Consider the following 26,564-nt stretch of genomic DNA (forward strand, 5'->3'; position numbering starts at 1 on the left):
AGGAGACCAATGATCAATGTTCCCCGCGGGAAGGCCGTCGTCAGGGTCCCCGCGACGAGTGCCAACCTGGGCCCCGGATTCGACTCGCTCGGGCTGGCGCTCACCCTGCACGACGAGGTCGAGATCGAGATCGGCACGACGGGCGGGCTGAGCGTCGACGTCGAAGGCGAGGGAGCCGGGCAGGTCGGCGCCGGTGAGGACCACCTGGTCGTCAGGTCGATGCGCGCGGCCTTCGACCTCTTCGGGGCCAAGCAGCCGGACGCGGTCCGGATGGTCTGCCGCAACCGGATCCCGCACGGGCGCGGCCTCGGCTCCTCCTCTGCGGCGATCTGCGCCGGCATCGTGGCGGCGCGCGCCCTGGCCTTCCCGGATCTCCCGGGCGGGGGCGAGGACGCGCCGTCGGAGGACGCCCTGCTGATCCTGGCCACCGAGATCGAGGGGCACCCCGACAACGTGGCGCCCTGCCTGGCCGGGGGGCTGACCATCGCGTGGACGGAGCAGTCCGGAGTTCCGCGTATGGTGAAACTGGCCCCCCACCCCGATGTCCGGCCCGTGGCCCTCGTTCCGGGGCACCGGCTGTCCACCGAGGTCGCCCGAGGTCTGCTTCCCGCGCAGGTGCCGCACGCCGACGCCGCCGCGAACGCCGCCCGGACCGCCCTTCTGGTGGCGGCCCTGACCACCAGGCCGGAGCGGGAGCTCCTGATGGCCGCCACCGAGGACCGCCTGCACCAGGGTTACCGCGCGCCTGCGATGCCCCGGACCGCGGATCTGGTACAACGTCTGCGCGGGATCGGCGTCCCCGCGGTCGTCTCGGGGGCCGGTCCCACGATCCTTGCGTTTTCCACAGGGGATACGCAGGATTTGATCGCACCGGAAGTGGGTAATGATTGGCACATCCAGCCACTGGATGTCGAAACCCACGGTGCCGGCGTCGTCTCTGCCGAGACACGCTGATGCCTCTTCGACCTTCAGGGAATAGCTGTGTGCGCTGGTGATGTTAGGCTGATAGCCGCACCAGGTGTCCCCTTGTTGGATGCGTGCTTGTCAGTCACACATCGCTGCACCACGACTCACCTCGTGAGGCGTGAGCGCCGCAGTGGCCTCCCCGAATCCGTCGCCTCCGAATGCTCCATATTCGGATGGGGCAACGCGAGGCGGCGTTTGAGGAGACATGCTCGTTCGAATTACCTCGACATCTGGTTGCCGGTAGCAATCCGGGGGGTGTCCTCCAAGCCCCACCGTCGGCGAATCTCGATGGTGACGGCAAGGATGTGCCCTTCTCCGACAGTGGCGGCGGCCTCCACGGGCCGCCGAGGATCGCGACGTGCAACCCGACCCGGTCTGTCCCTCCGGGTCGATCGCACCACCGGGACGATTGGCTGATCATGGCCACGCCCGACCCCTGGGAAGGACCCATTTAGTGAGCGACACCACCGAACTCCTCTCCGACGCCCCCGGCACCCCGGTGGCCGGTGACACCCCCACCCGCCCCGCGGCCAAGCCGCGCCGTCGCTCCGGCACCGGCCTGTCCGCCATGGTGCTGCCCGAGCTGCAGGCCATGGCGTCCGGTCTCGGCATCAGCGGGACCGGGCGGATGCGCAAGAGCCAGCTCATCGCCGCCATCCAGGAGAAGCAGGGCGTCTCCGCCGAGAGCACCCCCGCCTCCACCAGCGCCGCCGAGGCCCCCGCGGCTCCGGTCGTCACGGCCGAGCCGGCCGCCGAGCGCCCCGCCCGCAGCCGCCGGGAACGTTCCCGCGCCGCCGCGGCCGAGACCGCGCCCGCGGCCCCCGCGCCCACCGCGGCCCCGGCGGCTCCCGTCGCCGAGCAGACGGCTCCCGAGCCCGTGGCCGCGGCCGCTCCCGTCGTGGAGCAGCAGGCGAACGAGGGCCAGGCCACCGAGGGCCGCGCCGAGCGCGGGGAGAGCCGCCGCGAGCGCCGCAGCCGCGGCGAGCGTGGCGAGAGCCGCCGTGAGCGCGGCGAGCGTGGCGACCGCGGTGAGCGCGGCGAGCAGCGGACCGCCGACGGCGGCCAGGGCCGCGACCGCGACGGCCGGGGCGAGCGCGACGGCCGCGACGGCCGGGGCGACCGCGACAGCCGGGGTGACCGTGGCGACCGCGGTGACCGTGGTGACCGCGGCGACAGGGGCGCCCAGAACCGCGGCGCGCAGGACCGTCAGGACCGTCAGGACCGCGGCGACCAGCACGGCGGCGACGATGACGACCGCCGCGGACGCCGCGGCCGGTTCCGCGAGCGCAACCGCCGCGGCCGTGACCGCTTCGACGGCAACGAGCCGGTCGTGAGCGAGGACGACGTCCTCATCCCGATCGCCGGCATCCTCGACATCCTCGACAACTACGCGTTCGTGCGCACCAGCGGCTACCTCCCCGGCGCCAACGACGTCTACGTCTCCCTGGCCCAGATCCGCCGCAACGGCCTGCGCAAGGGCGACGTCATCACCGGCGCCGTCCGGCAGCCGCGCGACGGCGAGCGCCGCGAGAAGTTCAACGCCCTGGTCCGCCTCGACACCGTCAACGGCATGGACCCGGAGCAGGCGCGCCAGCGCCCCGACTTCAACAAGCTGACGCCGCTCTACCCGCAGGAGCGCCTGCGGCTGGAGACCGAGCCGAACGTCATGACCACCAGGATCATCGACCTGGTGTCGCCGATCGGCAAGGGCCAGCGCGGCCTCATCGTCTCGCCGCCGAAGGCCGGCAAGACGATGGTGCTCCAGGCGATCGCCAACGCGATCACCCGGAACAACCCCGAGTGCCACCTGATGGTCGTCCTCGTCGACGAGCGTCCGGAAGAGGTCACCGACATGCAGCGGTCGGTGAAGGGCGAGGTCATCCACTCGACCTTCGACCGCCCGGCCGAGGACCACACCACCGTCGCCGAGCTCGCCATCGAGCGGGCCAAGCGCCTGGTGGAGCTGGGCCACGACGTGGTCGTCCTGCTCGACTCGATCACCCGCCTGGGCCGCGCGTACAACCTCGCGGCGCCCGCCAGCGGCCGCATCCTGTCCGGCGGTGTCGACTCGACCGCGCTCTACCCGCCGAAGCGGTTCTTCGGCGCCGCCCGCAACATCGAGAACGGCGGCTCGCTGACGATCCTCGCCACGGCCCTCGTCGAGACCGGCTCCAAGATGGACGAGGTCATCTTCGAGGAGTTCAAGGGCACCGGCAACATGGAGCTCAAGCTCAACCGCTCCCTGGCCGACAAGCGGATCTTCCCCGCGGTGGACGTCGACGCGTCCGGCACCCGCAAGGAGGAGATCCTCATGTCGCGGGACGAGCTGCAGATCGTCTGGAAGCTGCGGCGCGTGCTGCACGCCCTGGACATGCAGCAGGCCCTGGAGCTGCTCCTGGAGAAGATGAAGGAGACGAAGTCCAACGCGGAGTTCCTCCTCCAGGTGCAGAAGACGACGGTCAACTCCGACCGCGACTGATCACCGGCCTCACCCGTCGTACGGCGAACGCCCCGGCCCCCGCGGCCGGGGCGTTCGCCGTTTCCGGCCGCCCTCCCGCGGGCGCCGGCCGTCCGCTCCGGCGCGTCCGGGCACGCGGTGCGGCCCGGCGCGGCCCGGCGCGTCCTGGCGCACCCGGGCACCGGTCGCCCGGGGCCGGGGATGTGGCGGTCCCGCCCCTTGTGCGTCCGGGACCCGGCGTGTATCCATGGCGTGATGGCGCCCGTACGCTCCGTCCCGCCGCGCCCGCGCGGCGCCGCCGAATCCGCTCCGGAGGACGGGTCCCCGGGCGTGGACCGCGACCGGCGGTCGCGGCGCACCGAGCCGGAGGGGGCGCATGACCGTCGAGACCGTCGAGACCGCGAACGGGCGGACCACGCCCGCGCCGCCGCGCGGGCGGACGCCCCCGGGGCCGTACGGGCCGCTGGGACTGCTCACCGACCCGATGACCTGGCGGGCCGTGCCGTACCTGCTGGCGAACATGTTCTACGGCCTGGCCTTCTTCGGCCTGCTGTCGTTCGCCGTCCCGGCCGCGTTCGCCCTGACGGTCGTCGGTGTGGGGGTGCCGCTGCTCGCGCTCCTCATGGTCGTGTGGCGGGCCGTGGCGATGGCCGAGCGCCGCCTGCTCCGGCTGGCGTTCGGGGTCGTGATCGCCGACCCCTACCGGCCGTCCGCCGGGGGCGGCCCGCTGCGGCGCTGGCGGGAGATGGTCGTCGACCCGGCGACCTGGAAGGACCTGCTGTACCTGCTGCTGCTGCCGCCGATCGGGTTCGTGGAGCTCGTCGTCTCGGTGGTGCTGTGGACGCTCGGGGCGGTCCTGCTCGTCGCGCCGCTGCCGCTGCTGTTCGGCGGCGAGCCGCTGAAGGTCACCGACGGGCTGCTGGTGGACGACTGGGCCAAGGCGCTGGCGTGCCCGCCCGCCGGGCTGGCGGTCCTCGTCGCGGCGCTCTACGCGACCCGCGGGCTGGCCTGGCTGCACGCGCTGCTCGGCGTCGCGCTGCTCGGCGCGGGCGAGAAGGAACTGCTGGCCGCGCGGGCGGCCCAGCTACGGACGAGCCGGGCCCGCGGGGTCGACGCCGCCGAGGCGGAGCGGCGCAGGATCGAGCGCGACCTGCACGACGGCGCCCAGCAGCGGCTGCTGACGGTCGCCATCGACCTGGGCCGGGCCCGGGAGAGACTGGACCGCGATCCCCGGGAGGCGGAGGAGCTCCTGGCGCGGGCCCATGAGGGCGCCAAGGCCGCCCTCGCGGAGCTGCGGGACCTCGCCCGGGGCATCCACCCGGCGATCCTCACCGACCGGGGGCTGGAGGCGGCGCTGTCGTCCCTGACGGCGCGGGCGCCGGTGCCGGTGCGCCTGTCGGTGGAGCTCGACGGGCGCCCGCCCGCCGCGGTGGAGAGCATCGCCTACTTCGTGGTGTCGGAGTGCCTGGCCAACGTCGCCAGGCACGCGTCGGCCACCGAGGCGTCCGTCCGGATCGGCCGCCTCGGCGAGAGGGTGGTCGTCGAGGTGCGCGACGATGGTTCCGGCGGCGCGGCGCTCCGTCCCGGTGGCGGGCTCGCCGGCCTGGCCGACCGGGCGGCGACCATCGACGGCGTCCTGACCGTGGACAGCCCGCCTGGAGGCCCCACGGCGGTCCGCGCGGAACTTCCGTGCCGATGGTGACCCCTCCGGCCACGCGAGTGGTGATCGCCGAGGACTCGGTGCTGCTGCGCGAGGGGCTCGCCCGGCTGCTGGCCGACGGCGGGATCGAGACCGCCGGGACGGCGGGGGACGGCCCCGGCCTGGTGGCGGCGGTGGCCGAGCACGATCCCGACATGGCCATCGTGGACGTGCGGATGCCGCCGACCCACACCGACGAGGGGCTGCGCGCGGCCCTGGAGGTCCGGGCGCGGCGGCCCGGCCTGCCGATCCTGGTGCTGTCGCAGTACGTCGAGGAGCGGTACGCCGCCGAGCTGCTCGGCGGTGGCGCCTCGGCGGTCGGCTACCTCCTCAAGGAGCGGGTCGCCGACGTGGCGGAGTTCCTCGATGCGGTCCGCCGGGTGGCGTCGGGCGGCACGGCCGTCGACGCCGAGGTCGTCGCCCAGCTCCTGGGCCGGCACCGCCCCGGCGACCCCCTGGCGGCGCTGACCGTCAGGGAACGGGAGGTCCTGTCCCTGATGGCCGAGGGCCGCTCCAACACGGCGATCGCCGCGCGCCTGGCCGTCACCGAGGGGGCGGTGGAGAAGCACATCTCCGGCATCTTCTGCAAACTGGGCCTGGATCCGGCGCCGGACGATCATCGCAGGGTCCTCGCGGTCCTGGCCTACCTGGGCCGGTGAGCGCGGCCCGCGGGGCCGGTGGACGGGGGCGGAAGGCCGCTGATCAGGGGCCGGAGGGCCGGTGCGCGGGGGCCGGGGGGCCGCCGGGGAATGTCTTGTGGCCTGGGATGGTTGGAGCATCTGGCACACTGGTAGCCGAACCGAAGCGGTTCCGGTTCCCGCCCGCGCGCGTCCCAGTGTGCTGACCGCGCGCGAAGCCCATCAGGCGGCAGACAGTGGCGACCCGGCGACCGCGCTCTGGAGAGGAAAGCAAGCGATGAAGCCCGACATCCACCCGGACTACAACGTCACCGAGGTCACCTGCACCTGCGGTAACACCTTCACCACCCGCAGCACCGCCAAGAACGGCGTGATCCACGCCGACGTGTGCTCCGCCTGCCACCCGTTCTACACGGGCAAGCAGAAGATCCTGGACACCGGTGGCCGGGTGGCGCGCTTCGAGAAGCGCTTCGGCAAGAAGACCACGGGCCAGTAGCCCACCCCCGACGCCGGCCCGGAACCGCCCGCCTCCACCGAGGGCGGGTGCGCCCGGGTCGGCGTTCGTGGTGATGAGGCACGTCACGAAAGGCTCCGCAGGAAGGACGCACGGTGAACATCGACGAGCTGCTCAGTGAGTACGCCGAGCTGGAACTCAAGCTCGCCGACCCCGCCGTGCACGCCAGCCCCACCCAGGCGCGCACGCTCAGCCGGCGTTACGCCGAGCTGACCCCGATCATCGCCGTCAGCCGGGAACTGGAGAGCCTCCAGGAGGACCTCGCCACGGCCCGGGAGCTGGCCGCCGAGGACCAGGCGTTCGCCGAGGAGGCCAAGGAGCTGGAGGCCCGCGTCCCGGAGCTGGAGGACCGTCTCAGGCACCTGCTCGTCCCGCGCGATCCCAACGATGACAAGGACATCATCATGGAGATCAAGGCGGGCGAGGGCGGCGAGGAGTCGGCCCTGTTCGCCGGCGACCTGCTGCGCATGTACCTCCGCTACGCCGAGCGCGCCGGCTGGAAGACCGAGATCATCGACGCCACCCACTCCGACCTCGGCGGCTACAAGGACGTCACGGTCGGCCTCAAGGCCAGGGGCGACGAGGGCGTCTGGTCCAGGCTGAAGTTCGAGGGCGGCGTCCACCGCGTCCAGCGGGTGCCGGTCACCGAGTCCCAGGGCCGCATCCACACCAGCGCGGTCGGCGTGCTCGTCTACCCCGAGGCCGAGGAGGTCGACATCCAGGTCGACCCCAACGACCTGCGCATCGACGTCTACCGCTCCAGCGGCCCCGGCGGGCAGAGCGTGAACACCACCGACTCCGCCGTCCGGATCACGCACATCCCGACCGGCGTGGTCGCCTCCTGTCAGAACGAGAAGAGCCAGCTCCAGAACAAGGAGTCGGCCATGCGCATCCTGCGGGCGCGCCTGCAGGCCATCGCCGAGGAGGAGGCCAACGCCGCCGCGATGGCCGAGCGCAAGTCCCAGGTCCGCACGGTCGACCGCTCCGAGCGCATCCGCACCTACAACTACCCTGAGAACCGAATCTCCGACCACCGCGTCGGCTTCAAGGCCTACAACCTCGATCAGGTGCTGGACGGTGATCTCACGGCCGTCCTCCAGGCCCTGCTCGACGCTGAGATGGCGGAGAAGCTCGCCGCCCACTCATAGAGCGCCCGATGACCTTTCTGCTGGACGAGATCGCCCTCGCCACCGCCCGGCTCGCCGAGGCAGGTGTGCCGTCGCCGCGCACCGACGCCGAGGAGATCGCCGCGTTCGTCCACGGTGTACGGCGCAGCGAGCTGCACACCGTCTCCGATGCGGAGTTCGACGCGCTCTTCTGGGAGGGCATCGCCCGCCGGGAGGCCCGCGAACCGCTCCAGCACATCACCGGCCGGGCCTACTTCCGCTACCTGTCGCTGGAGGTCGGGCCGGGCGTCTTCATCCCCCGCCCGGAGACCGAGGTCGTGGCGGGCTGGGCGATCGAGCGGCTGCGGGAGATGGACGTCGCCTCGCCGGTGGTCGTCGATCTCGGCACCGGCTCCGGCGCCATCGCGCTGTCCATCGCCCAGGAGATCGCACTGGCCACGGTGCACGCGGTCGAGGTCGACCCGCACGCCTATCACTGGGCCAAGCGCAACATCCTGGAGCACGGCCAGGGGCGGGTCCACCTGCACCCCGAGGACCTGGCCGACGCCCTGCCCGAGTTGAACGGCCGGGTCGACCTCGTCATCTCCAACCCGCCCTACATCCCGCCGGGCGCCGTCCCCCGCGACCCCGAGGTGCGCGACTACGACCCCAGGCGGGCCCTGTACGGCTCGGGCGGCGACGGCCTCGACGAGGTCAGGGCGGTGGAGCGGACCGCCAGGCGGCTGCTGCGGCCGGGCGGGTTCGTCGCGGTGGAGCACGCCGACGAGCAGGGCACCGCGGTCTATCTGATCTTCCCGGAGGACAACGGCTGGCGCGACGTCCGCAGCCGCCAGGACCTCACCCGCAGGGACCGTTTCGTCACCGCTCGGTTCGGCCAGGAGTAGGCCGGGAATTCGGCCGGGATCCGGCCGGGAATAGGATGGGTCGCCGTGAGCCGCCGTTATGACTGCACAGACACCGAGCAGCGGGCTGCGGGCCTGACCGACGCGGCGTCAGCCGTACGGCGGGGCGAGCTCGTGGTGCTGCCCACCGACACCGTCTACGGCATCGGGGCCGACGCCTTCACCCCGGCCGCCGTCACGTCGCTCCTGGAAGCCAAGGGCCGTGGCCGCGACATGCCCGTGCCCGTCCTCGTCGGCACCGTGCGCGCCGCCACCGCCCTGGTGGAGAATCTCGGCCCCTACGGCCAGGACCTCATCGACTCCTTCTGGCCCGGCCCGCTGACCCTGATCTGCCGGGCCAACCGGTCGCTGTCATGGGACCTGGGCGACGCCAAGGGCACCGTGGCGCTGCGGATGCCGCTGCACCCGATCGCCCTCGACCTGCTCAAGGAGACCGGCCCGATGGCCGTCTCCAGCGCCAACCGCTCCGGCGCCCCGCCCGCGACCACCGCCGCGGACGCCGAGGGGCAGCTGGGTGAGTCGGTCGCGGTCTACCTCGACGGCGGACCGTGCGCCGACGACGTGCCCTCCACCATCCTCGACCTGACCACGGCCGTTCCCCGGCTGCTGCGCCAGGGCGCCCTCCCGGTGGGCAAGATCCGCGGTGTGATCGGCTACGTCGCGACGGACGCGGAGCCCGACTCCGCGGGCTGATCCGGTGTGTTCTCGCGGCCTGTGCTCACGGTCCGTGCCGTGAGCCATGCCGTCTGATTATCACCGTGACGCCGGGCGATCTCCCCGGTACCTTGAAGTGGGCCGACACTTCTGGGAGACGTCCATGGGCAAGTTCGACGGAATGGACCCCGAGCTGGTCCGCGATCTGCTGTCCGAGGTGCGTCAGGCGGCCGAGCAGATGCGGGCCGTCGAGGGCAGGGTCACCCGGCTGATGAGCGCGGCCGGCCTGTCCTCGCAGTCCGCCCACCGCCCGGCGCAGGTGGCCGACTCCGGCGAGAAGATGGTCCGCGACGTCTCCGCCCGCGTGGCGCTGCTGGAGAAGAAGATCAAGCAGGGCACCGGGCACGAGGTGGGCCCCAAGGCCGCGGCTCCCAAGCCGGACACCGAGCCGTCGAAGGCCGACGACCGCGCCCCGGAGAGGCCGAAGGCCGAGGACCTCACACCGGCCGTTCCCAAGGACGACGGCGGCTCGGACGCCAGGCACGACGCGGGCTCGGACGCCAAGAAGGACTCGGGTGCCAAGCACGGCACGGGCTCCGACGCCAAGCACGACCCGGACGCCGAGAAGGATGCCGGCCCGGGGGACAAGCAGGAGGTCCGGCGGGACGCCAAGGTCGAGGACAAGCCCCAGACCGGTTCCAAGGGGGACGAGACCGCCCCGCGCCGGGACGGCACCGGTTCGGACGCCGAGCACGACACGGGGTCGCGGTCCAAGCAGGACGCCGGCTCGGATGCCAAGCACGGCTCGGGCGACAAGCAGGACGCCGGCCCGGGGGACAAGCAGGAGGTCCGGCGGGACGCCAAGGTCGAGGACAAGCCCCAGACCGGTTCCAAGGGGGACGAGACCGCCCCGCGTCGCGACGCCTCCGCCCCCGACACCTCCGCGCGTCGGGACGACCCGGTCCCGGACACCTCGGCCCGCCGCGACGACTCCGTTCCGGACACCTCCGCGCGTCGGGACGACTCGACCCCGGAGTCGCCCGGCGGACGCTCCGACGGGAAGATCGAGATCATCTCCATCGGAGACCACGACGCCGGGCAGGATCCCGGCGGTGACGCCGGGGCCAAGCAGGACACCGGTTCCAAGGGCGACGAGCGCTCACCCAGAGCGGACCAGACCGGGACCCAGCAGGTCGGGACGGGCCAGCAGGGGGCCGACCGGACCGGAACCGATCAGCAGACGGCGGACCGGACCGGAACCGGCCAGACCGGGACGGGCCAGCAGACGGCAGACCAGACCGGGACCGGGCAGGGGACGTCCGGTGCCGACATCCTGGACACCCCGCGCAAGGACCACCCCGACGACATCGACCAGAGCGACCCGAGGCCGAAGGTCGTGTCGGTGGACGGCGTGAAGGTGCTGCAGATCCCGCTCGACCCGCCCACCGCCGCCGAGGTGACCGAGCTGCTGAACAACGCGGGGGACGTCCCGCCGGCCGACGTGCCCACCGTGGACGGCGTCCCCGATCCCGCGGGGGCGCCTCCGGCTCAGGACGCCTCCCAGGGCGTGCCCACCGCCCAGGGCACCGCGCCGGGCGCCCCCACCACCCAGGATGTCTCCCAGAGCGTTCCCACGGCACAGCACACATCCCCGGGTGCCTCCGTCCCCCACACCGTCTCCCAGGGAGTTCCCACGGCACAGGACGCCGCCCACACCGCCTCCCAGGGCGTCCCCACGGTCCAGGGCGCCGTGGACGTCCCCGTCGCGCAGGGAACCGCGGACGCCCCGGCCACCGGGACGCCGGCCACGTCCGGCGGCTCCGGGGCCGCGGAGATCCCGCTCGACCGGCCGGGGCAGGTCGAACCGCACGGACCGGTGCGGGACGTCAAGCCCGCCTTCCCCATCCCGGACACCGTCGAGCCCGTTCCCGACCAGGAGATCCAGCCGCCGGGCACGGGCGGGGAGCCGGAGACCCGGAGCTCCGGCACGGCCGGCGACGCCGTACCGCGGCAGGCCCCGCCGGTCGCGGGAGCGGCGGGCGGCGGCGACGTGGTCTCGGTGCGGGTGGTCCCGCCGGACCCGGACGTCCTGGCGGCGCTCGTCGACGACGCGCGGGACGTCGAGCCGATGGACATGCCGAGCGTGCGGGTCCCCGACGGCGAGGTGTGGGGCGAGGGGGCGTGGAGGCCCATGGACGTCGGGCCGGACGGCCCGGCGGGTGACCTGGACCCGGGAGACCCGCTACGGCCGATCCCGCCGCCCGGCGACGAGCGGCAGGGCGGACGGTGACCGTGAGGAGCGTGTGATGTACGTGGACCCGCCCGCGCCGCAGCCCATGCGTCAGGGAGAGACCCCTCCGGTCTCCCCGACCCCCGGCCTGCCGACCCCGGGCACGGCGACCGCCTGGGAGTTCAACCCCGACTACCAGAAGCTGGTCACGCTGTGGCGGGAGGTGCTCCCCCTGCTCGACACGCTGGCCACCAGCCTGGACAAGGCGTACCGGATGGCCAGGAGCGGGGACGTCTGGGACGCGCCCGTCGCTGAGCGCTACGTGCAGGACATGACCGAGTGGCGCAACCGCCTCGGCCTCTACCGGCAGGCGATCCTCACCTCGATCAGCGACCAGGCGGCCGACACGCCGAGATGGGTGCCCGCCGACGTCGGGGCGCCGCACGCGTTCTCCTGACGGCCGGAGGCCCGGCCGGGACGGGCGCCCGTCCCGGCGGCGGGCCCGCGTCCGATCCGGCGAAAGACCCGTGCCTGACCTGGGACGGGGAGGTGGTTGGACTTAGAGTGGGTTGAGTCACCGTCCCGGGGATGTGAGCCATGGACGACGCAGAGCCGTACTACGGTCCCGACTTCGGTCTCCTGCGGAGGCAGGACCCGGAGATCGCGAGCGTCCTGCTGGACGAGCTCGACCGGCTTCGCGGGGGCCTCCAGCTCATCGCCAGCGAGAACTTCACCTCGCCCGCGGTGCTCGCCGCCCTCGGCTCGACGCTCACCAACAAGTACGCCGAGGGGTACCCCGGCAGGCGCTACTACGCCGGGTGCGAGGTCGTCGACCGGGCCGAGCGTCTCGCGATCGACCGGGCCAGGCGGCTCTTCGGCGCCGACCACGTCAACGTGCAGCCCCACTCGGGGGCCTCGGCCAACCTCGCCGCCTACGCCGCGCTGCTCCAGCCCGGTGACACCGTCCTGGCCATGGCGCTGTCGCACGGCGGCCACCTCACCCACGGTTCCAAGGTCAACTTCTCCGGCCGGTGGTTCGACGTCGTCGCGTACGGCGTGCGCCGGGACACCGAGCTGATCGACTACGACGAGGTCAGGGAGCTGGCACTGCGGCACCGGCCCAAGATGATCATCTGCGGGGCCACGGCCTACCCCCGCGCGATCGACTTCGCCGCCTTCCGCGGGATCGCCGACGAGGTGGGCGCGTGGCTGCTCGCCGACGTCGCGCACACCATCGGACTGATGGCCGGCGGCGCCCTGCCGTCGGCGGTGCCGTACGCCGACGTGGTCACCTTCACCACGCACAAGGCGCTGCGCGGGCCGCGGGGCGGCGGGATCATGTGCACGGAGGAGCTGGCGGCCAGGATCGACCGGGCGGTCTTCCCGTTCGTCCAGGGCGGCCCGCTCATGCACGCGGTGGCGGCGAAGGCGGTGGCGTTCGGGGAGGCGCTCCGGCCGGAGTTCGCCGGCTACGCCCGGCAGGTGGTGGCCAACGCCAGGGCCCTGGCCGACGGGCTGGCCGCGGAGGGCATGCGCCCGGTCGCCGGGGGCACCGACAGCCATCTGGCCCTGATCGACCTGCGCGGCACCGGGATGTCCGGCGCCGCGGCCGAGGCGCGGTGCACCGCCGCGGGCATCACGCTGAACCGCAACGCGATCCCCTACGACCCCGAGCCGCCCACGGTGACGTCCGGAGTCCGGGTCGGCACCCCCTGCGTCACGACGCAGGGGATGGGCGCCGAGGCGATGAAGGAGGTCGCCTCGATGGTGGCGCAGGCCGTCCGGAACCCGGACGCGGCGGGAGAGATCAGGGCGCGGGTGGCGGAGCTCACGCGGGAGTACCCCGCATATCCCAGCGAACTGTGAGGGGTTCTGTACCCTTTTCCGGTCACAGCCGGTCGTGGCATCCGCGAAACTAGGTCCGTGCGCGAGTATCTGTTCATGGCGCTGGTGGCGGCCGCGGTGACATACCTGCTGGTGCCCCTGGTCCGCGTGTTCGCCATCCGCATCGGCGCGATGCCGGAGGTCCGCGACCGAGACGTGCACACCATCCCGACGCCCCGGCTCGGCGGCCTGGCGATGTACGGCGGTCTCGTCGCCGGCCTGCTGGTCGCCAGCAACCTCCCGTACGCCGGGGGCAAGCTGGCCGAGGGCAAGACCGTCATCGCGCTGATCGCGGCGGGCGGTCTCATCACCCTGACCGGCTTCCTGGACGACTGGTGGGGGATGGACGCCCTCATCAAGCTGGCCGGGCAGATCGGCGCCGCCGGAGTCCTGGTGGTGTTCGACGTCAGCCTGCCGTGGCTGCCGCTGCCCGACTCGCTGGGCGGTCAGGTCATCCTCGACTCCACGCTGAGTCCGCTGATCACCGTCATGGTCGTGGTGGTCATGATCAACGCGGTGAACTTCGTCGACGGCCTCGACGGGCTGGCGGCCGGCATCGTCGGCATCGCCGCGATGGCCACGTGGAGCTACTCGGTCGTGCTGTCGAAGGACTACGGCAACACCAGCATCAACGTGACGGCGGCGATCGCGGCGGTGCTCATCGGGGTGTGCCTGGGCTTCCTGCCGCACAACTTCCACCCGGCCAAGATCTTCATGGGCGACACCGGGGCGATGCTGATCGGTCTGGTCCTCGCCTCCACGATGATCACGATCACCCCGCTCGACTCCGAGACCTTCGCGGTCAACAGCTTCCCGGTGATCCTGCCGCTGGTGGTGCCGGTCGCCATCCTGGTGCTGCCGCTGCTCGACCTGATCATGGCGGTCATCCGGCGCACGTCCAACGGGCTGTCGCCGTTCGCGCCCGACCGGGGGCACCTGCACCACCGGCTGCTGGACATCGGCCACTCCCACCGGCGCAGTGTGCTGCTGATGTACGCCTGGACCTTCCTGTTCGCCTTCGCGGTCGTGGCCATGGCCGCGTGGGGTGTGCCGCTGCTGCTGTTCCCGCTGGTGGTGCTGCTGGCCGTCGGTGTGCTGGTGATGATGGCGCTGCCGCGCTGGCGGGCGCGCCGGGGTGGCGGGGGGGCGGCGCCCGCCGCCGGGCACCACGACCGGCCCGACGCAGGTCCGGGCGGTCCGGACGGCGGCCGGGCCCGTCCGCTCCCGGGGGAGGCGCCGGGGCTGCCGCCGGAGATGCCCGGCCCCCGGTCCTCCGCCGCGGGGGACGACACGGCCACGCTGGCGGTGCTGCCCGACATCTCGCTCACGGCCCCCGGGCCGGGTGTTCCGGGTCCTGAGACGAGGCGCTGACCGCCTCGCGTCCACTGCTTGATCGTTTACTTGAAACGGCAGGTAAAGGCGCTCTTCCATGAGCTTGTGATAGCTTTCACTAGCAGCCGCCGAATTGGACGCGACCTGTAAGGTACCAATCGCTCGCTTGATAACCACCCACCTGGAGCGCTGATGCAGGACAACGATCTCCGGATCCTCAGGGCCGCCGCGATTCCCACGGCCCTGGTCGGTCTGGTCGCCGTCGTCGTCGCCGCGCTTCTCGCGGGAGGGCAGGGGGCGCTGGGGGCCGGCGTCGGCGTCCTGGTGGTGGCGGCGTTCTTCACGATCAGCCTGGTCGCCGTCGCCTACGCGGCGCGGATCTCGCCCACGATGATGATGGCCGCGGCGATGGGCAGCTACTTCGCCAAGATCCTCATCCTGGCGGTGCTGCTGGAGGTCTTCTCGGACTCCACCGTGTGGAACCCGAGGGCGTTCGCCCTGACGGTCATCGCCTGCACGATCTGCTGGACCATCGGCGAGGCACGCGGGTTCCTCCGGCTGCGCATGCTGTACGTCGACCCCGACACCAAGGTTCCTGGCCAGTACCAGGGAGGCAAAAGGTGATATTTCGCCTTTCGCTACCAGGGTCCCCTAGACTCGCTGTGACAGACGGGACGGAACGAGTCGCCGTCGGACGCCTGCGGGGGAGGGCCTCCGGAGGTTGGTTCGATATGACTAGTCAGAGTCGCGCCTGCTATTGTCGCGTGCGCGATAAACGAAGGTAGGGGAATGACCGCCGGGGCCACAGAGTCCTGGCCTCTCCGCCCTTTTCCACGTTCCTCGTCCGGCCGGTCCGCTCTCGGCGTGATCCGCTGGATGGCCTTTTGACCAATCACCACGACGAAGGGAACGCCGAGTGAGCGCCGCGCTGACGCCTCTCGCCTCCGAGGAGTTCCAGGCTCCGGGGCTCGGCATATTCGACTGGCCGCCGCTCGTCCAGGGTCAGGCCTGGTTCAACAAGCCGGCCCTGCTCGCGCTGATCGGCTCGCTGCTGGTCATCGTGCTCGTCTACGCCTCCTTCTCCCGCCCCAAGCTGGTGCCGAGGGGCATGCAGAACCTCGGCGAGATGGCCTACGAGTTCGTCCGCGAGCAGGTCGCCCGGCCGAACCTGGGCAAGGACAGCGACCGGTGGATGCCGCTGCTGTTCACCATGTTCTTCTTTGTGTGGATCATGAACCTGTTCGGTTCCGTGATCTTCATCCAGTTCCCCGTGATGTCGCGGATCGGCTACCCGGCGGTCCTCTCCCTCGGGGTCTGGGTGCTGGTGATGTACCTCGGCGTGAAGCACCAGGGACCGGTCAAGTTCTTCACGAACGTGATGTTCCCCCCCGGCCTGCCGAAGTGGATCTACGTCCTCGTCGCGCCGATCGAGCTCATCTCGACCTTCTTCCTGCGCCACATCACCCACGCGGTCCGGCTCTTCGCCACCATGATGGCCGGCCACCTGATCATCGCGCTGTTCTCCGAGGTCGGCTGGCACTTCCTGTTCGTCCAGCTCACGCCGCTCGGCGCACCGCTCGGTGTCCTCGGCGTCCTCATGACGATCCTGCTCACGGCCTTCGAGCTGTTCATCCAGGCCCTGCAGGCGTACGTCTTCGCCCTGCTGACCGCGATGTTCATCAACGACGCGCTGCACCCGGCGCACTAGACCTTCCGCTCCCACCGCCAGAGAGCCCCGGTGGACACCTTCCACTGGTCGATAGAAAAGGAAACCCAAGAATGTCCAACGTCCAGCTGCTCGCTGAGGTGACCGGCAACCTCGGTTCGATCGGTTACGGCCTCGCCGCCATCGGCCCCGGCGTCGGCATCGGCATCATCTTCGGTCAGGGTGTCCAGGCCATCGCCCGCCAGCCCGAGGCCTACGGCCTCATCCGGCAGAACATGATCCTGGGCTTCGTGTTCGCCGAGGCGCTCGCGCTGATCGGTATCGCTCTCGCGTTCGCCTTCCGGGCCTGACAAACGACCAGCCCTGAAGGAAGGCAGCAGTCATGAATCTGCTAGCTGCAGAGGAAGCGACGAACCCGCTCGTCCCCAACGTGGCCGAGATGGTCGTCGGGGGATTCGCGTTCCTGGTCGTCCTCTTCTTCGTCGGGCGTCTCCTGGTCCCCCGTATCCAGAAGACACTCGCCGATCGCGTCGACGCGATCGAGGGTGGCCTGAAGCGGGCCTCGGACGCGCAGGAAGAGGCGCAGCGGGCTCTCCAGCAGTACAAGGATCAGCTCGCCGAGGCTCGTCACGAGGCTTCCCGCCTGCGTGAGGAGGCTCGCGAGCAGGGTGCGCAGATCAAGGCCGAGCTCCGCGAGGAGGCCCAGGCCGAGGCCCGGCGTCTCGTCGAGGCCGCGCACGCCCAGATCGAGGCCGACCGCCAGCAGGCGTTCGCGCAGCTCCGCAACGAGATCGGCCGCCTGTCGGTCGAGCTCGCCACCCGCATCGTCGGTGAGTCCCTCGAGGACGAGGCGCGTCGCCGCCGCACCGTCGACCGGTTCCTTGAGGAGCTGGAGTCCAGCAACGCGGCGGTCCGCTGATGACGGAGCGAACCCGACGCAGTGAGCGGAGTGGCTCGCGAGGAACGAGCGGGCCGCGCAGCGAACGAGGAGGGGTGAGCGACCGATGAGAGGGCTGAGCAGGGCCTCGCTGGCCGAGGTCGAAGAGCGCTTCAACGCTGTGGCGGGAAGCGCCGACCTCGGCTCGCTGGCCGACGAGCTCTTCGCGGTCGCCGACCTGCTCGACCGTGAGCACGGGCTCCGCCGTTACCTGTCCGACCCCTCCCGCGACGTGGCCCAGAAGGGGCAGGCCGTACGGGTCCTGCTTCAGGGCAAGGTGAGCGACGCGGCGCTGGAGACGGTCGTGGCGGCCGCGTCCGCGAGGTGGACGCGGCCCGGCGACCTGGCCGACGCGCTGGAGCGGCTCGGCGTCGTCTCGGCGGCCGCCGAGGCCGAGGCGCAGGGCAGGCTCGACGACGTCGAGGACGAGCTGTTCCGGTTCGGCCGCGTCGTCGCCTCCAACCGCGACCTGCACCAGGCGCTGTCCAACCCCAACGTCCCCGAGGGGGGCAAGCGGGAGCTGCTCGAGACGCTGGTCGGGAGCAAGGTCGTACCCAGCACGCTCCGTCTGATCGGGCAGGTCGTCGCACACCCCCGAGGACGTAGCCTGGACGGAGGGCTGGAGGAGTTCGGCAGCCTGGTCGCCGCCCAGAGGCATCGCCTCGTCGCGGTGGTGCGCAGCGCCGTCGAGCTCTCCGAGGAGCAGAAGCAGCGTCTCGCCAGGTGGCTGCGCACTACATACGGTCACGACGTTCAGCTGAACGTCGAGGTGGATCCGCGGGTGCTCGGAGGGTTCTCGATCCACATCGGGGACGACCTCATCGACACCACCGTCGCGGGACGAATCGAAGAAGTCCGCCGCCGGTTGGCCGGCTAGGCGAATAGGGAGACTGAAGAGAGATGGCGGAGCTTACGATCCGGCCGGACGAGATCCGGGACGCCCTTGAGCGCTTCGTCCAGGCATACGAGCCGGAAGGTGCCGCGCGCGAGGAGATCGGGACCGTCGTCGACGCCGGCGACGGCATCGCCCACGTCTCCGGCCTTCCCTCGGCGATGGCGAACGAGCTGCTGGAGTTCGAGAACGGCACGCGCGGCCTGGCCCTGAACCTCGACACCCGTGAGATCGGTGTCGTCGTCCTGGGTGACTTCAGCGGGATCGAGGAGGGCCAGACGGTCCGCCGGACGGGCCAGGTCCTGTCCGTGCCGGTCGGCGACAACTTCCTCGGCCGCGTGGTCGACCCGCTGGGAGTCCCGATCGACGGCAAGGGCGCCATCGAGTCCGAGGGCCTGCGCGCCCTCGAGCTCCAGGCCCCGTCCGTGGTCCAGCGCCAGCCGGTCAAGGAGCCGCTGCAGACCGGCCTCAAGGCCGTCGACGCCATGACGCCGATCGGCCGCGGCCAGCGCCAGCTGATCATCGGTGACCGCGGCACGGGCAAGACCGCCATCGCCGTGGACACCATCCTCAACCAGCGGGAGAACTGGCTGTCGGGCGACCCCGACAAGCAGGTCCGCTGCGTCTACGTCGCGATCGGCCAGAAGGGTTCGACGATCGCCCAGGTGAGGGGCCGCCTTGAGGAGGCGGGCGCGATGGAGTACACCACCATCGTCGCCGCTCCGGCCTCCGACCCGGCCGGTTTCAAGTACCTCGCCCCCTACACCGGTTCGGCCATCGGCCAGCACTGGATGTACCAGGGCAAGCACGTGCTGATCATCTTCGACGACCTGACCAAGCAGGCCGACGCCTACCGCGCGGTCTCGCTGCTGCTGCGCCGTCCGCCGGGCCGTGAGGCGTTCCCCGGCGACGTCTTCTACCTCCACTCCCGCCTGCTGGAGCGCTGCGCCAAGCTCTCCAAGGAGATGGGCGGCGGCTCGATGACCGGTCTGCCGATCATCGAGACGAAGGGCAACGACGTCTCGGCGTTCATCCCGACCAACGTCATCTCCATCACCGACGGCCAGTGCTTCCTCGAGACCGACCTGTTCAACGCGGGTGTGCGTCCGGCCATCAACGTCGGTGTCTCCGTCTCCCGAGTCGGTGGCTCGGCGCAGATCAAGGCGATGCGCAAGGTCGCCGGCACGCTCCGTCTGTCGCTGTCGCAGTACCGCGACCTGGAGGCCTTCGCGGCCTTCGCCTCCGACCTGGACGCGGCCTCCCGCGCCCAGCTGGAGCGCGGTCAGCGCCTGGTCGAGCTGCTCAAGCAGTCGCAGTACGCCCCGTTCCCCATCGAGAAGCAGGTCGTGTCGGTCTGGGCCGGCACCTCCGGTGAGCTCGACGACGTTCCGGTCGAGGACATCCGCCGCTTCGAGGCGGAGTTCCTGGACCACCTGGAGCGCAACAACAAGGGCGTCTTCGACGGCATCCGCGAGACCAAGGAGCTGTCCGACGACGCGGTGACGACCCTCAAGGACGCCATCACCGAGTTCAAGAAGACCTTCGAGACCGCCTCGGGCGAGCTGCTGGTCCGTGACGAGTCGGTGGCGGCCATGGACGCCGGCGACGTCGGTCAGGAGAAGATCACCAAGCACGTCCGCACGGCTGAGAAGAAGTAGCCGATGGGTGCCCAGCTAAGACTGCTGCGGCGGCGGATCCGGTCGGTCAGGTCCACGGCGAAGATCACGCGTGCCCAGGAGCTCATCGCTTCGTCGCGCATCGTGAAGGCGCAGCAGCGGATGCAGGCGGCCATGCCGTACGAGCGCGAGATCACGCGCGCCGTCACGGGCGTCGTCAGCAACACCGCGAGCGTCGACCACCCGTTGACCGTGGCCAAGGAGCAGCCCGCCAGGGCCGCAGTGCTCATCCTGAGCAGCGACCGCGGGTTCGCCGGCGGTTTCAACGCCAACGTCCTGCGCGAGGCCGAGGCCCTGCGCGGCCTCCTGGAGAGCAGGGGCGTCACGCCCATGCCCTACGTGGTGGGCCGCAAGGGCATCGCCTGGCACTCCTTCCGGGGCCGCGAGATGGGCGGGCAGTGGGCCGGGTTCTCCGACAACCCCTCCTACTCCCACGCCAAGGAGATCGCTGACGCCCTGATCCAGGCGTTCTCGGCGGAGGACGGGGTGGACGAGATCCACATCGTCTCCACCGGATTCGTGTCCATGCTGACCCAGGAGGTGCGGGTCAACCGCATCCTGCCGCTGGAGGTCGAGGAGACGACCGAGACGCCGGACACGCCGCTGCCGTACTTCGAGTTCGAGCCCGGCGCCGGTGCGGTGCTGGACTCGCTGCTGCCGCGCTACGTGGAGTCGCGCATCTTCAGCGCGCTCCTGCAGTCGGCGGCCTCCGAGCACGCGGCGCGCCGCCGGGCCATGAAGTCGGCGACCGACAACGCCAACGAGCTCATCCGCGTCTTCACCCAGCAGATGAACCAGGCTCGCCAGGCGGAGATCACCCAGGAAATCAGCGAGATCGTCGGTGGCGCGAACGCGCTGGCTGACGCCGCAGCGGGGAAAGAGTGAAATGACTGCAGAGACTGTTGAGACCGGCGTGGGCCGCGTCGCGCGGGTCACGGGTCCCGTCGTCGACGTGGAGTTCCCCGTCGAGGCGATGCCCGACATCTACAACGCCCTGACCGTCGACGTCACCATCGGCGGCGAGTCCCAGACCCTGACCATGGAGGTCGCCCAGCACCTGGGTGACAACCTGGTCCGGGCCATCTCCATGCGGCCCACCGACGGTGTGGTCCGCGGCGCCGCCGTGACCGACACCGGCGGCCCGATCTCGGTGCCGGTCGGCGACGTCGTCAAGGGCCACGTGTGGAACGCCCTCGGCCAGCCGCTGGACACCGACGTCGCGTCGCTGCAGGTGACCGAGCGCTGGGGCATCCACCGCCCGTCGCCGTCGTTCGACGCCCTCGAGTCGCGCACCGAGATGCTGCCCACCGGCATCAAGGTCATCGACCTGCTCACCCCGTACGTCAAGGGTGGCAAGATCGGCCTGTTCGGCGGCGCCGGCGTCGGCAAGACCGTTCTGATCCAGGAGATGATCCGCCGCGTCGCGCTGAAGTTCTCGGGCACCTCGGTGTTCGCGGGCGTCGGCGAGCGCACCCGTGAGGGCAATGACCTCTGGCTGGAGATGGAGGAGGCGGACGTCCTCAAGGACACCGCGCTCGTCTTCGGCCAGATGGACGAGCCGCCGGGCACCCGTCTGCGCGTCGCGCTCTCCGCCCTCACCATGGCGGAGTACTTCCGTGACGTGCAGAAGCAGGACGTGCTTCTGTTCATCGACAACATCTTCCGGTTCACCCAGGCCGGTTCCGAGGTCTCCACCCTGCTCGGCCGCATGCCGTCCGCGGTGGGTTACCAGCCGACCCTGGCCGACGAGATGGGCGTCCTGCAGGAGCGCATCACCTCGACCCGCGGTCACTCGATCACCTCCATGCAGGCGATCTACGTCCCCGCGGACGACATCACCGACCCGGCCCCGCACAACGCGTTCGCGCACCTCGACGCGCAGACCGTTCTGTCCCGGCCGATCTCGGAGAAGGGCATCTACCCCGCGGTGGACCCGCTCGACTCCACCTCGCGGATCCTCGACCCGCTGATCATCGGCGAGGAGCACTACCGCGTGGCCCAGGAGACCAAGCGGATCCTGCAGAAGTACCGCGAACTGCAGGACATCATCGCGATCCTCGGTATCGACGAGCTCTCCGAAGAGGACAAGGTCACCGTCCAGCGGGCTCGCCGTATCGAGCGCTTCCTCTCCCACCCGATGTACGCCGCCGAGGCGTTCACCGGCCAGCCGGGTGAGTTCGTGCCGCTGGACGAGACGATCGCCTCGTTCAAGGGTCTGTGCGCCGGTGAGTACGACCACCTCCCCGAGCAGGCGTTCTTCATGGTCGGTGGCATCGAGCAGGCCATCGCCAAGGCCAAGGAACTCGCCCGCTAGTCGCCTTGGGCGCCGGCACGGCCCGGGGCCGTGCCGGCGCCTGGTTCGAAAGGAACTGGAAAGAAAGTGGCGAAGCTGCGAGTAGGCGTCGTCTCTCCGGAGCGGGAGCTCTGGTCGGGAGAGGCCGACATGGTGATTGCCAAGACCATCGACGGCGAGATCGGCATCATGCCGAGGCACGCCCCGGTGATCGGTGTCCTCGTCGAGGGCGGCGTGCTGAGGGTCAAGCGCGGTGGCGGCGAGACGGACCTGGTCGCCGCGGTCCACGGCGGGTTCATCTCGGTGGCCAGCGACGAGGTGTCGATCCTGGCCGAGACGGCCGAACTCGGCTCCGAGGTCGACGTCGACCGGGCCCGGGACGCGCTCCAGCGGGCCCAGTCCTCTATGGACGCGGGCCAGGCCGACGTCAGCGTCGATGTCACCGCCGCCAAGCGCGCCAAGGCCAGGCTGCGCGCGGCCGGCGAGGAAGTCGGTTAAATTCTGCTTCTGAGCGGTACGGCTTTTGGGAGCGGGAATGACGGCGCTGAACGTACTCATCGTGGTGACGGCGGTCGTCGTCCTCGTCGCCCTCCGCGGGCTGGTCCTGGCGCGCTCCCGGGGATCGGTGCTGTGTTGCCTGCGCCCGGTTCCGGGGAAGCGAAGCTGGCGGGTGGGAGTGGCCCGCTACGCCAAGGACCAGCTCAACTGGATTCCGCTCATAGGTCTGCTGCCAAGGCCGCGCCACGTGATCGTGAGGCGCGGCCTTGTGGTTTCCGGGCGCCGCAGGGTGGGGTCCGGCGAGTTCTTCGGGTTCATCGAGGGGGTCACGGCGCTGGAGTGCCGTAACGGCCCCGACGCCTTCGAGATCGCCATGGGCTACCGCGCGCTGACCGGGTTCGTCGCCTGGCTGGAGTCCGCCCCGCCCAGCGCCTACCTCGACGTCGCCTGACCCTTCTTCCGCCGCCTTCGTACCGACGACAGGCCCCGTCCCCGGTTCGCCGGGGCCGGGGCCTGTCGTTTTTCCCGGCCCCGGCCCCGGCCCCGACCCCGGACCGGCCCCGTTTCCGTCCCCGGTCCGGTCCTCTTCCCCGGCCGGGTGCCCGCCGTACGGGATTGACCGGTCGTCGCACGCCTTCTATGGTTCATTACTATAGTAATGAACCATAGAAGCAGGTGCCATGTTCGACGACCGGAGCCCGATCTACCGGCAGATCGCCGAGCGCATCAAGGCCGATGTGCTGAGCGGGACGTTGCGCGGCGACGAGCAGGTCATGTCCACCAACCAGTACGCCGCCTTCTACCGGATCAACCCGGCGACGGCCGCCAAGGCCTTCCAGCAGCTGGTGGACGAGGGCGTGCTGTACAAGAAGCGAGGGATCGGCATGTTCGTGAGCCCGGAAGCCCCGGAGGTGCTCAGGGCCGGGCGCAGGGAGAGGTTCTTCACCGACGTGGTGGACCCGATGGTGGCCGAGGCCAGGGCCATCGGGATCCCGCTCGGCGAGGTCATCGGCCGCATCGAGGAACTGGAGGGGAGATGAGGATCGATGTCCGCGATCTGGTGCTGCGCTACGGCGAGACCACGGCGCTCGACGGCCTGACGTTCACCCTGGAGAGCGGGAAGATCTACGGGCTGCTCGGCCGCAACGGCTCGGGCAAGTCGAGCCTGACGTCGGTCCTGGCGGCCTTCCGCCGCCAGACGAGCGGGGAGGCGCTGGTGGACGGGCGGCCGGTGTTCGAGAACGCCGACCTCACCCGCCGGATCGGCCTGGTCCGCGACGAGGGGGAGGCGATCACCATCGGCACCGTCGAGGACGCCCTCTACTTCGCCGAGGGGCTGCGCCCGAACTGGGACGCCGGTTACGCCCGCTCGCTGCTGGAGACGTTCGGGATCCCGCCCAAGGCGAACGTCAAGGCGATGTCGAAGGGCCAGCGCTCGGCGCTGGGAGTGGTGGTCGGCCTGGCGAGCCGGACACCGCTGACCATGTTCGACGAGGCGCACCTCGGCATGGACGTGCCGTCCCGGCAGGCGTTCCACGACGCGCTGCTCGCCGACTACATGGCGCACCCGCGCACGTTCGTCCTGGCGAGCCACCTGATCGAGGAGGCCGCCCCGCTGTTCGAGGAGGTGCTGATCATCGATCGTGGCCGGCTCGTCGTGCAGGAGGACGCCGGGACGCTGCTGTCGAGGGGGGTCTCCGTGACCGGCCCCGTCGCCCGGGTGGACGCCTTCACCGCCGGGCTGACCGTACTGGGCGCCAGGGACCTCGGTCCGACCAGATCGGCGATGGTCTACGGAGATCTCGACGACACCCGGCGCCGCGAGGCCGCCGAGGCCGGCCTCGAACTCGGGCCGGTCGCCATGCAGGAGCTGTTCGTCCACCTGACCGGAGGCCCCCGATGAGGTTCCCCAGCCGTCTCCTGGCCGCCAACATGGTCTTCGCGCTGCTGCTGTGGGGGGTGCTCCTGGCGGGCGTCGCGCTGGTCGCGGCGGGCGTCGCGGTCTTCGGCACGCTCACCGAGAGCACGTGGGAGAAGGGCGTGCAGCTCGCCCGATGGTACGCGCTGTTCGTCGGCGTGGCCCTGGTGCGGGAGTACCTGCCGATGTACGTCGCGCACGGGGTGACCCGCCGCCAGTTCGGCGCGCAGGCGGCCGTCACGGCCACCCTGTTCGCGCCGTTCCTGGCCGTCCTGGTCGCGGTGGGCTACCTGCTGGAGGCGGGAGCGTACGGCCTGGCCGGCCTGTCCCAGACGCTGGACCGGGCCCACCTGTTCGCCGAGCCGACCCACGTACCGCTCGTCCTCGCCGAGTACCTGATCGAGCTCGCCGCCTGGCTCGTCGCGGGATCCGTCATCGGCGCCGCCTTCTACCGCTGGGACGGCGGCGGGCTGCTCGCCGTCCCGGTCGGCGTCGGGCTGGTCGTGCTGGCGGAGAGCGCGATAGGCACCGAGTTGCGGCTGCCGTTCGTCAGCCGCCTCGCCCTGGGCCTGGACGTTCCGCAGTCCCCGGCGGTCACCGCCGGCCTCGGGCTGGCCGCGTTCCTGTTCGGTCTGGCCCTGACCTGGCTGGTCATCCGCGACGTGCCGCTACGCAACAGGCCGGCCTGAGCGGCGGGTAGGGGCCGGGTTCCGCGCGGCGGCGCGAACCCCGGTCGCGAACCTGCTGCTCAGGCCGGCCTCCGCCGATTTCGACATCGTCATGCTCCGCGGCTCAGTGATCACGGCTTTCGGTGAGGATCGCCCCGCTCGCAGGCGCGCTGATCAGCCTGTCGGCCAATGTGAAGACGACTCCGGGAAGTGTGTGTATGGTTGTGTGTATGGCACGCAGGAACGTCTACATCGACGACGAGCTGGACGCGCAGCTCAGGAGGCACCGGAAGCTCAACGCCTCCGAGATCTTCCAGAAGGCCGTGCGGGACGCGATCCTCGCCAGCGAGATGGACGACTATGTCGCCGGGGTCGAGGCCGAACTGGCGGAACGGGGTGTCACGGATGAGGAGTGGGCCGCCGCCGAGCACTACGCGGACGAACTGATGAACCGCATCGCACCCTCCGGGGACGACAAGCGGATGGTCGGCTAGAGGTGCCGCGTCTGATCCTCGACTCCGGGGCCGTGACCTTCTTGGCCGGCAGGACCCCTGAGTCGGTCGCCGTCATGCGTCGGCTTCGCCACGAAGGCGTGTGGCCCCCCCTGATTCCTTCGGTCGTGCTGGTCGAGTGCTTCACGGGCCATCCGGCGCGGGATGTGGGAGTCGATCGTTTTCCTCCGGCACGCACTCCTCGCACCGAGGTGCCGAAGGAACTCGCCAGGCGTGCGGCGGCCTTGCGTACCAAGGCCATCGCCGCCATGACGAGATCGGACCGTAAGGCACCGCCCTCCGCGGTGGACGCGCTGGTGGTGGCGTACGCCGAGGCGGAAGGACCCGCGTTCGTCCTGACCGGTGACGGCAAGGACCTGCGCCCCCTGGCGGCCGAGGCGCGGGGAGTCCAGGTCGAGATGCTCGCCCAGGCGGTGGAGAAGTCCCGCGGCCACCGTTGACGCCTGAGTCCGGCGTGGCGGTCGCGGCCGGGTTCCGGGCCGCGACCGCGCCGCCGCGGGACGTCAGCGGGTGCCGCCGGGCTTCCAGAGGATCTCGTCGCCGTGGGCGGCGACGCGGCACAGGATGAACATCAGGTCGCTCAGCCGGTTGAGGTACTTGGCGGTCAGCGGGTTGACGTCGTCGTGGGCCGAAAGGGCCGCCCAGACGGTCCGCTCGGCCCGCCGTACGATCGTGCGGGCCACGTGGAGCTGGGCGACGGCGGGGGTGCCGCCCGGCAGGATGAAGCTGCGCAGCGGCTTGAGGCGCTCGTTGAACTCGTCGCAGCGCTCCTCCAGCCACTCGATGTAGGAGGGCTCGACGCGCAGCGGCGGGAACTCGGGGTTCTCGGTGACCGGGGTGCACAGGTCGGCGCCGACGTCGAACAGCTCGTTCTGGATCCGGCCGAGGACCGCCGCGACGTCCTCGTCGAGGGCGCCGGTCGCCAGGGCCACGCCGATCGCCGCGTTGGCCTCCTCGACGTCGGCGTAGGCGGCCAGCCGAGGATCGGTCTTGTGGGTGCGGCTCATGTCTCCGAGGGCGGTCGTGCCGTCGTCGCCGGTCCGGGTGTAGATCTTGGACAGCACCACCGGCTTGTCCCTGTCAGCTCGCGTCATGGGGCT

28 protein-coding genes are annotated in these 26,564 nt (G+C 71.1%); 27 read left to right on the forward strand and 1 reads right to left on the reverse strand.

Going from position 1 to position 26,564, the window contains the following annotated elements:
* Window positions 1–9: 9 nt before the first annotated feature.
* The 27 genes from thrB to IEZ10_RS08660 all read left to right on the forward strand — a co-directional run bounded on the left by thrB (window position 10) and on the right by IEZ10_RS08660 (window position 25,904).
* Entirely contained in the window at window positions 10–954 is a 945-nt protein-coding gene (thrB, locus tag IEZ10_RS08530; RefSeq protein ID WP_189245933.1) for a homoserine kinase, read from the forward strand.
* A 466-nt stretch (window positions 955–1,420) separates the two neighbouring features.
* Window positions 1,421–3,445: a transcription termination factor Rho gene (gene rho / locus IEZ10_RS08535; protein ID WP_189245934.1), complete on the forward strand. Its 2,025-nt coding sequence runs from the start codon at window positions 1,421–1,423 to the stop codon at window positions 3,443–3,445.
* A 355-nt stretch (window positions 3,446–3,800) separates the two neighbouring features.
* Entirely contained in the window at window positions 3,801–5,126 is a 1,326-nt protein-coding gene (locus IEZ10_RS08540) for a sensor histidine kinase (RefSeq protein WP_229811073.1), read from the forward strand.
* A complete protein-coding gene (locus IEZ10_RS08545; protein ID WP_189245935.1) occupies window positions 5,120–5,782 on the forward strand; it encodes a response regulator transcription factor in 663 nt (220 codons plus the stop codon). The genes IEZ10_RS08540 and IEZ10_RS08545 overlap by 7 nt, the downstream gene beginning before the upstream one ends.
* A 256-nt stretch (window positions 5,783–6,038) precedes the next feature.
* On the forward strand, window positions 6,039–6,257 hold the full coding sequence (gene rpmE, locus IEZ10_RS08550; RefSeq protein WP_179819231.1) for a 50S ribosomal protein L31: 219 nt from the start codon (window positions 6,039–6,041) through the stop codon (window positions 6,255–6,257).
* Between the two features lie 113 nt (window positions 6,258–6,370).
* Window positions 6,371–7,423, forward strand: coding sequence for a peptide chain release factor 1 (gene prfA, locus IEZ10_RS08555; RefSeq protein ID WP_189245936.1), 1,053 nt, complete (start codon window positions 6,371–6,373; stop codon window positions 7,421–7,423).
* Between the two features lie 8 nt (window positions 7,424–7,431).
* A complete protein-coding gene (gene prmC, locus IEZ10_RS08560) occupies window positions 7,432–8,286 on the forward strand; it encodes a peptide chain release factor N(5)-glutamine methyltransferase (RefSeq protein ID WP_189245937.1) in 855 nt (284 codons plus the stop codon).
* Window positions 8,287–8,331: 45 nt separating this feature from the next.
* Window positions 8,332–8,997 carry an L-threonylcarbamoyladenylate synthase gene (locus tag IEZ10_RS08565; protein WP_189245938.1) on the forward strand — a complete coding sequence of 222 codons (666 nt, stop codon included), beginning with the start codon at window positions 8,332–8,334 and terminating at the stop codon, window positions 8,995–8,997.
* A gap of 124 nt (window positions 8,998–9,121) precedes the next feature.
* A complete protein-coding gene (locus IEZ10_RS08570; protein WP_189245939.1) occupies window positions 9,122–11,248 on the forward strand; it encodes a hypothetical protein in 2,127 nt (708 codons plus the stop codon).
* 16 nt (window positions 11,249–11,264) lie between these two features.
* Complete coding sequence (locus IEZ10_RS08575) at window positions 11,265–11,645, forward strand: hypothetical protein (RefSeq protein ID WP_189245940.1); 381 nt, start codon at window positions 11,265–11,267, stop codon at window positions 11,643–11,645.
* 140 nt (window positions 11,646–11,785) lie between these two features.
* Entirely contained in the window at window positions 11,786–13,054 is a 1,269-nt protein-coding gene (glyA, locus tag IEZ10_RS08580; RefSeq protein WP_189245941.1) for a serine hydroxymethyltransferase, read from the forward strand.
* A gap of 57 nt (window positions 13,055–13,111) precedes the next feature.
* The gene (locus tag IEZ10_RS08585; RefSeq protein ID WP_189245942.1) at window positions 13,112–14,443 is read left to right on the forward strand and encodes a glycosyltransferase family 4 protein; all 1,332 of its coding nucleotides are present in this window, start codon (window positions 13,112–13,114) and stop codon (window positions 14,441–14,443) included.
* Between the two features lie 153 nt (window positions 14,444–14,596).
* Entirely contained in the window at window positions 14,597–15,028 is a 432-nt protein-coding gene (locus IEZ10_RS08590; RefSeq protein ID WP_189245943.1) for a Cg1360 family ATP-synthase-associated protein, read from the forward strand.
* A 292-nt stretch (window positions 15,029–15,320) separates the two neighbouring features.
* Complete coding sequence (gene atpB / locus IEZ10_RS08595; protein ID WP_189245944.1) at window positions 15,321–16,112, forward strand: F0F1 ATP synthase subunit A; 792 nt, start codon at window positions 15,321–15,323, stop codon at window positions 16,110–16,112.
* A gap of 71 nt (window positions 16,113–16,183) precedes the next feature.
* Window positions 16,184–16,420 carry an ATP synthase F0 subunit C gene (atpE, locus tag IEZ10_RS08600; RefSeq protein ID WP_189245945.1) on the forward strand — a complete coding sequence of 79 codons (237 nt, stop codon included), beginning with the start codon at window positions 16,184–16,186 and terminating at the stop codon, window positions 16,418–16,420.
* 32 nt (window positions 16,421–16,452) lie between these two features.
* Window positions 16,453–16,989, forward strand: coding sequence for a F0F1 ATP synthase subunit B (locus IEZ10_RS08605; protein WP_189245946.1), 537 nt, complete (start codon window positions 16,453–16,455; stop codon window positions 16,987–16,989).
* Window positions 16,990–17,074: 85 nt separating this feature from the next.
* Complete coding sequence (locus IEZ10_RS08610) at window positions 17,075–17,884, forward strand: F0F1 ATP synthase subunit delta (RefSeq protein WP_189245947.1); 810 nt, start codon at window positions 17,075–17,077, stop codon at window positions 17,882–17,884.
* A gap of 23 nt (window positions 17,885–17,907) precedes the next feature.
* Entirely contained in the window at window positions 17,908–19,557 is a 1,650-nt protein-coding gene (atpA, locus tag IEZ10_RS08615; RefSeq protein ID WP_189245948.1) for a F0F1 ATP synthase subunit alpha, read from the forward strand.
* A 3-nt stretch (window positions 19,558–19,560) separates the two neighbouring features.
* Window positions 19,561–20,460 (forward strand): F0F1 ATP synthase subunit gamma, encoded by a 900-nt coding sequence (locus tag IEZ10_RS08620; RefSeq protein ID WP_189245949.1) that lies wholly within the window; start codon window positions 19,561–19,563, stop codon window positions 20,458–20,460.
* Window position 20,461: 1 nt separating this feature from the next.
* Window positions 20,462–21,889, forward strand: a complete 1,428-nt coding sequence (gene atpD / locus IEZ10_RS08625) for a F0F1 ATP synthase subunit beta (RefSeq protein WP_189245950.1) — start codon at window positions 20,462–20,464, stop codon at window positions 21,887–21,889.
* A gap of 66 nt (window positions 21,890–21,955) precedes the next feature.
* Window positions 21,956–22,366 carry a F0F1 ATP synthase subunit epsilon gene (locus tag IEZ10_RS08630; protein WP_179819215.1) on the forward strand — a complete coding sequence of 137 codons (411 nt, stop codon included), beginning with the start codon at window positions 21,956–21,958 and terminating at the stop codon, window positions 22,364–22,366.
* A gap of 37 nt (window positions 22,367–22,403) precedes the next feature.
* Complete coding sequence (locus IEZ10_RS08635) at window positions 22,404–22,817, forward strand: DUF2550 domain-containing protein (RefSeq protein WP_189245951.1); 414 nt, start codon at window positions 22,404–22,406, stop codon at window positions 22,815–22,817.
* Between the two features lie 229 nt (window positions 22,818–23,046).
* Window positions 23,047–23,406, forward strand: coding sequence for a GntR family transcriptional regulator (locus IEZ10_RS08640; protein ID WP_189245952.1), 360 nt, complete (start codon window positions 23,047–23,049; stop codon window positions 23,404–23,406).
* Window positions 23,403–24,269 (forward strand): ATP-binding cassette domain-containing protein, encoded by an 867-nt coding sequence (locus tag IEZ10_RS08645; RefSeq protein WP_179819212.1) that lies wholly within the window; start codon window positions 23,403–23,405, stop codon window positions 24,267–24,269. Before IEZ10_RS08640 ends, IEZ10_RS08645 begins: the two co-directional genes overlap by 4 nt.
* Complete coding sequence (locus IEZ10_RS08650) at window positions 24,266–24,973, forward strand: hypothetical protein (RefSeq protein WP_189245953.1); 708 nt, start codon at window positions 24,266–24,268, stop codon at window positions 24,971–24,973. Before IEZ10_RS08645 ends, IEZ10_RS08650 begins: the two co-directional genes overlap by 4 nt.
* A gap of 209 nt (window positions 24,974–25,182) precedes the next feature.
* Window positions 25,183–25,446: a hypothetical protein gene (locus tag IEZ10_RS08655; protein WP_189245954.1), complete on the forward strand. Its 264-nt coding sequence runs from the start codon at window positions 25,183–25,185 to the stop codon at window positions 25,444–25,446.
* A gap of 266 nt (window positions 25,447–25,712) precedes the next feature.
* Window positions 25,713–25,904, forward strand: a complete 192-nt coding sequence (locus IEZ10_RS08660) for a hypothetical protein (RefSeq protein ID WP_189245955.1) — start codon at window positions 25,713–25,715, stop codon at window positions 25,902–25,904.
* 63 nt (window positions 25,905–25,967) lie between these two features.
* Here IEZ10_RS08660 and IEZ10_RS08665 read toward each other — a convergent pair whose 3' ends face one another.
* Window positions 25,968–26,558 (reverse strand): cob(I)yrinic acid a,c-diamide adenosyltransferase, encoded by a 591-nt coding sequence (locus IEZ10_RS08665; protein ID WP_189245956.1) that lies wholly within the window; start codon window positions 26,556–26,558, stop codon window positions 25,968–25,970.
* Window positions 26,559–26,564: the final 6 nt, after the last annotated feature.

Origin of the sequence: Streptosporangium pseudovulgare (genome assembly GCF_014648055.1) — a bacterium.
Classification (GTDB): Bacteria; Actinomycetota; Actinomycetes; order Streptosporangiales; family Streptosporangiaceae; genus Streptosporangium; species Streptosporangium pseudovulgare.

What these genes read in the sequence shown, in the direction of transcription:
- thrB (WP_189245933.1), top strand. Translation starts at nt 10, where the DNA reads ATGATCAATGTTCCCCGCGGGAAGGCCGTCGTCAGGGTCCCCGCGACG.
- IEZ10_RS08540 (WP_229811073.1), top strand. Translation starts at nt 3,801, where the DNA reads ATGACCGTCGAGACCGTCGAGACCGCGAACGGGCGGACCACGCCCGCG.
- IEZ10_RS08545 (WP_189245935.1), top strand. Translation starts at nt 5,120, where the DNA reads ATGGTGACCCCTCCGGCCACGCGAGTGGTGATCGCCGAGGACTCGGTG.
- rpmE (WP_179819231.1), top strand. Translation starts at nt 6,039, where the DNA reads ATGAAGCCCGACATCCACCCGGACTACAACGTCACCGAGGTCACCTGC.
- prmC (WP_189245937.1), top strand. Translation starts at nt 7,432, where the DNA reads ATGACCTTTCTGCTGGACGAGATCGCCCTCGCCACCGCCCGGCTCGCC.
- IEZ10_RS08570 (WP_189245939.1), top strand. Translation starts at nt 9,122, where the DNA reads ATGGGCAAGTTCGACGGAATGGACCCCGAGCTGGTCCGCGATCTGCTG.
- IEZ10_RS08575 (WP_189245940.1), top strand. Translation starts at nt 11,265, where the DNA reads ATGTACGTGGACCCGCCCGCGCCGCAGCCCATGCGTCAGGGAGAGACC.
- glyA (WP_189245941.1), top strand. Translation starts at nt 11,786, where the DNA reads ATGGACGACGCAGAGCCGTACTACGGTCCCGACTTCGGTCTCCTGCGG.
- IEZ10_RS08590 (WP_189245943.1), top strand. Translation starts at nt 14,597, where the DNA reads ATGCAGGACAACGATCTCCGGATCCTCAGGGCCGCCGCGATTCCCACG.
- atpE (WP_189245945.1), top strand. Translation starts at nt 16,184, where the DNA reads ATGTCCAACGTCCAGCTGCTCGCTGAGGTGACCGGCAACCTCGGTTCG.
- IEZ10_RS08605 (WP_189245946.1), top strand. Translation starts at nt 16,453, where the DNA reads ATGAATCTGCTAGCTGCAGAGGAAGCGACGAACCCGCTCGTCCCCAAC.
- IEZ10_RS08610 (WP_189245947.1), top strand. Translation starts at nt 17,075, where the DNA reads ATGAGAGGGCTGAGCAGGGCCTCGCTGGCCGAGGTCGAAGAGCGCTTC.
- atpA (WP_189245948.1), top strand. Translation starts at nt 17,908, where the DNA reads ATGGCGGAGCTTACGATCCGGCCGGACGAGATCCGGGACGCCCTTGAG.
- IEZ10_RS08620 (WP_189245949.1), top strand. Translation starts at nt 19,561, where the DNA reads ATGGGTGCCCAGCTAAGACTGCTGCGGCGGCGGATCCGGTCGGTCAGG.
- atpD (WP_189245950.1), top strand. Translation starts at nt 20,462, where the DNA reads ATGACTGCAGAGACTGTTGAGACCGGCGTGGGCCGCGTCGCGCGGGTC.
- IEZ10_RS08635 (WP_189245951.1), top strand. Translation starts at nt 22,404, where the DNA reads ATGACGGCGCTGAACGTACTCATCGTGGTGACGGCGGTCGTCGTCCTC.
- IEZ10_RS08640 (WP_189245952.1), top strand. Translation starts at nt 23,047, where the DNA reads ATGTTCGACGACCGGAGCCCGATCTACCGGCAGATCGCCGAGCGCATC.
- IEZ10_RS08645 (WP_179819212.1), top strand. Translation starts at nt 23,403, where the DNA reads ATGAGGATCGATGTCCGCGATCTGGTGCTGCGCTACGGCGAGACCACG.
- IEZ10_RS08650 (WP_189245953.1), top strand. Translation starts at nt 24,266, where the DNA reads ATGAGGTTCCCCAGCCGTCTCCTGGCCGCCAACATGGTCTTCGCGCTG.
- IEZ10_RS08655 (WP_189245954.1), top strand. Translation starts at nt 25,183, where the DNA reads ATGGCACGCAGGAACGTCTACATCGACGACGAGCTGGACGCGCAGCTC.
- IEZ10_RS08660 (WP_189245955.1), top strand. Translation starts at nt 25,713, where the DNA reads ATGACGAGATCGGACCGTAAGGCACCGCCCTCCGCGGTGGACGCGCTG.
- IEZ10_RS08665 (WP_189245956.1), bottom strand. Translation starts at nt 26,558, where the DNA reads ATGACGCGAGCTGACAGGGACAAGCCGGTGGTGCTGTCCAAGATCTAC.